Annotated in this window: 4 protein-coding genes and 1 pseudogene; 1 reads left to right on the top strand and 4 read right to left on the bottom strand. The window is 57.6% G+C overall.

From position 1 onward, the window contains the following. Positions 1 to 307 precede the first annotated feature (307 nt). Positions 308 to 616 (bottom strand): hypothetical protein, encoded by a 309-nt coding sequence (locus tag JNL55_RS30550; RefSeq protein ID WP_293863484.1) that lies wholly within the window; start codon positions 614 to 616, stop codon positions 308 to 310. Between the two features lie 132 nt (positions 617 to 748). After that, complete coding sequence (locus JNL55_RS30545; RefSeq protein WP_293863482.1) at positions 749 to 1,384, bottom strand: hypothetical protein; 636 nt, start codon at positions 1,382 to 1,384, stop codon at positions 749 to 751. Between the two features lie 296 nt (positions 1,385 to 1,680). Between JNL55_RS30545 and JNL55_RS30540 the strand changes: the two genes are divergently transcribed. Next, on the top strand, positions 1,681 to 2,007 hold the full coding sequence (locus JNL55_RS30540) for a BON domain-containing protein (RefSeq protein ID WP_293863480.1): 327 nt from the start codon (positions 1,681 to 1,683) through the stop codon (positions 2,005 to 2,007). Between the two features lie 131 nt (positions 2,008 to 2,138). Here the strand turns inward: JNL55_RS30540 and JNL55_RS30535 are convergent, their stop codons facing one another. Both JNL55_RS30535 and JNL55_RS30530 read right to left on the bottom strand, forming a co-directional pair. After that, positions 2,139 to 2,534: a CocE/NonD family hydrolase C-terminal non-catalytic domain-containing protein gene (locus tag JNL55_RS30535; RefSeq protein WP_415923192.1), complete on the bottom strand. Its 396-nt coding sequence runs from the start codon at positions 2,532 to 2,534 to the stop codon at positions 2,139 to 2,141. A 778-nt stretch (positions 2,535 to 3,312) separates the two neighbouring features. After that, positions 3,313 to 3,630, bottom strand: a pseudogene (locus tag JNL55_RS30530) (hypothetical protein); the annotation flags it as partial.

Below are 3,630 nucleotides of genomic sequence, written 5' to 3'. Positions count from 1 at the left end.
GTCAACGAAGGACGCGCTGAGGTTGGGTGAGGCCTTCGAGCGACCTCCACCTGCAGCGCGGCCGTTCGGTGAGCAAGCAAGTTTGCCGTGAGCGCTGCAGGAATACCGGTCTTCGCCTCCCTGTTCCCATCATTCGCTCTTGCCCGCTTCGCCGCCAAAGCAGACCGCTTCGCATCCTCCGCGCGCAGGTAGCCGCTCTCTTTTAACAGCGAGCCCGAAGAATAGTTCCGATTGGCTCCAATGCTAGCTAACACATGAGGCACTTCCGCGGGCGGGAGCCGTTTGACCAGTTCGACAGGAAGCAACTTCACGAACCCGCCGTTGTCCTGATACCCAAGAGTCGTGAGAATGCAAAAACAAAAAGACAAAACCCCGTTAAACCAAAAATCGAAACCCAAATTGGCCAATCCGTCGCTTTAAGAAAGTCCGGCGAATTTCCGGTAGCGCCGGCAATCGACAAAATGAGACCGAACAAACAATAGCCTGCACCCATGAGGCAGGCCGCCAAAAACACTTCAACTACGCGCATTTCTCGCCGATACCCGCTTAAATGCAAACGTATCAGCTTGGTTACTATCTGGGCCCTATTCGAATCCATGAATTCAGCGTCCTGCATGTTCACACTCCTTGGCGTTCAGACGTCGATAGTATCTCCACTTACGGCAGCCCAGCCAAGTTCCGGACCAGGGCCTACCCAGTAGTATGTGAAGACGGGTGCCAGGCACCCGCCTTCGCCCGTCAAATGACGCTAGCCAACTCTGAGCGGCAACGGCAACCAACCGCTCCCATCCAGCTGGCGCTGCGCCGCTTCAACCAGTGCTTCCTTCTTCAGCGGCTCAAGTGGCACCGCCGCTGCCGCAGATACTCCCTCGCGAACGGCGTCTAAGATCTGGCGCTTTTGGACTCGGCTCAGAAATCCGGGCGTAACTGACCACCAGCGACGCATATCGAGTTCTGCAGCTCTCGCCAAGTCATCGAAGTCGCTGTTTTGCCTAGATCCATGGATTGTTCCGTCAATAGTAGGAGCGACGCAGATCGCCAACGTCGTCAGTAGCTCATCCACGGATCGCGCACGCAACCAATCCCACAGCAGGTCAGGACTCTCCGGCAACTGCGCGCGCAGCGCTTCGAGCGACTTGTCTTGCGCCGAGAATGCGGGGCTTGCCTCAATGTCTTCGGCAAACCGGCGTAGAGAGAGTTCCTCACACGTGATGCGCACCGCGCTACCGAAAGACGCGCATCTGAAGAAGCGCTCTCGAATCAGGCAATGCAGAAGCGCCGTCAGTGCTAGCTGAGCTAGAGCTCGTGTGATAGGAAAGCTGAACGCCCACATACCGATTGATACAGCCCACGCTGCGCGATGCGTCGCCTTTGTTGTAGCCATTGAAGTGACACTCCGTTCACTGTTGCCAGCTGTCGCGCCCTGTTGCAAAGTGGCTTCAGGTCGCGTGAGCTATGTCATCAGTCAGCAGCGTTACTTCCGAGCGAGAATGGCGACGAGTTAGCGCGGAATAGTTGATTCGTTCGTTGAAATCCATCGCGTGCGACAGGGCGCGACGGGATGCGACAATTGCAGGCATCATCGGGCCGCCGTTGAGAGGGCAGGCAAAGCAGGCTGCGAAAGCACTTCGCTAGCAACCGCTGCCGATACATCTCATCTGACACAAGGACACTCAAACCATGATGCAAAATTTCACAAGAGCCCTGCTGATAGCGGCCGTTCTGGGCTCCACGGCGCTGGCCGGCTGTACGTCCACTACTACTAAGCAATCGGCCGGAGAAGTCGTCGACGACGGCGTGGTGACGGCGAAGATCAAGGCAAAACTGATCGATGATCCCGTCACCAAGGCTCACCAGATTAACGTCGACACGTTCAAAGGTACCGTGCAGCTGAGCGGCTTTGTCGATTCCGCGGAAGCACGCGCCCGTGCGGCGCAGCTCGCCCGGGATACAGATGGTGTGAAGGACGTGAAGAACTCTTTGCAGGTTCGTAAGTCCGGCGGCTGATGCCCAACGACGCTCGTCGCAGCGAGCGTCTTTCGCCACGTCGCGTAGAGTGGAGATTCCGCTTCGACTGCGACCCTTGTATCCGCCTCTGCCAAAAATCCGCACCGTCCTGCGGGATGCCTGTGATGAGATCACCGAGCCTGATCGGATGAAATGTCCATCGCAAGCAATACGCTCAGCTCGATCGTGGAAGAGTGGCACACACGATGCGTGGCTCTACGAAAGTCCCCCGCCGTCGCCTGATAGATATCCACGAAAGTTTGCGGGTTGCGATCGAACAGCGGAAACCACGAACTCTGTACCTGCACCATGATCCGGTGGCCACGACGGAACGTGTGGTACGCATCCGGCAACGAAACATCGACGCGCGTTACCTGCCCAGACGACATCGCCTTTGGATGTTCCAGGCTATCTCGGAATTTTCCGCGAGTGATCGCGCCACGGACTAACTGTTGATAGCCGAGCATGACGTCTTCTGTCGACTTGCCCGCGACGCCGTCAGCTGGATGAACATCGATTAGCTTCACGACCCAGTCGGCGTCGGTGCCCGTCGTCGCTACGTCCAGGCGCCAAGGCCGGACCCGCAATGGTGAGATCTGCCTCGAGACGTTGCACCTGGCGCTTTGTTGGCTGCGCGCGTTCCTTCTTTAAGGCCGCAGTTGCGGACCGAGCCGGCAAATGCCGAACGGCGCGAGCGTTGGCTGGCACTGTCACCTTGCATATGAGCTAACTGCCCGATGAGAATTGACTCGCGCACAATTCATCATCGGTAGAAAGCGGCGCCGCTGCCCGGTCATGCGTGGCGATCATGGCCGCAAGCGTGACGGCAGTGTGAAGCAAATCTGTTTACAACTCCGATTTGCTCGGCATGATTGAGCGCCCGCACTACATACAAGTCGGTTGCGGCGAAGTTCTCGCAAGTAAGCATCGTCTATGTGTACGCACGACGACGAGGTGCTTGCCGGCGCGGATATGAAGGGAAAACGATTTCTTATCACAAGGCATCGTCGCGCATCGGACTCGAAACCGCCCGCTCGCGGGTCGCTCATGGCGCGAGTGTCGTTGGCCCAGTGAAAAGCCTCGCTAAACTTGAGGGGGTGACCTCACTAAGGCGCAGACGAGGTTTCGGAGTTTGCATCGTTGTATAGGAGAACTTTCTTTGTGATAGATCAAACCGTGGGGACCGACCTATCTGTTGAACGCCGGTGCGATGCTGTCCTGCTGGCGACCGTCGATCCAGCCACCAATGAGGTTACGACGGCATGCTGAATGCCGTCGCCTTGAAGCGGGTGCCCTGAAACCTGATCAGGGCTGGAACAACGAGAAGTTGTCGACCTCTGCCGCTGTCTTGTACATCACCAGGCCGGCACGTTTCGGCCCGGCGGTAGTCGGCGTGTCGGACGCTTCGAGCCTCTGCTCGCCATTCACGTAGACACGAATCCTGGAGCCGACCGCTTCCAGCCGCACTCGATACGTCGTGTTCGTGGTGACCGTGAAGGGGACGGACGCGAGTGTCTGAATCGCGCCATTGACCAGCTTCTTGATCTGCAGCGAGTTGGAACTGCGCAGCGTCGAATAAACATAGTTATTCTGATCCACGTAGCGCGCGGCCACTCCGATCCA

It is taken from the genome of Steroidobacter sp. (genome assembly GCF_016790065.1).
GTDB lineage: Bacteria > Pseudomonadota > Gammaproteobacteria > Steroidobacterales > Steroidobacteraceae > Steroidobacter.
Note: the sequence above shows the minus strand (reverse complement) of the source record. Positions and strands in the feature narration are given on the sequence as shown.

Coding starts and splice junctions, on each gene's coding strand:
- JNL55_RS30540 (WP_293863480.1), top strand. CDS start 1,681: ATGATGCAAAATTTCACAAGAGCCCTGCTGATAGCGGCCGTTCTGGGC.
- JNL55_RS30545 (WP_293863482.1), bottom strand. CDS start 1,384: ATGGCTACAACAAAGGCGACGCATCGCGCAGCGTGGGCTGTATCAATC.
- JNL55_RS30550 (WP_293863484.1), bottom strand. CDS start 616: ATGCAGGACGCTGAATTCATGGATTCGAATAGGGCCCAGATAGTAACC.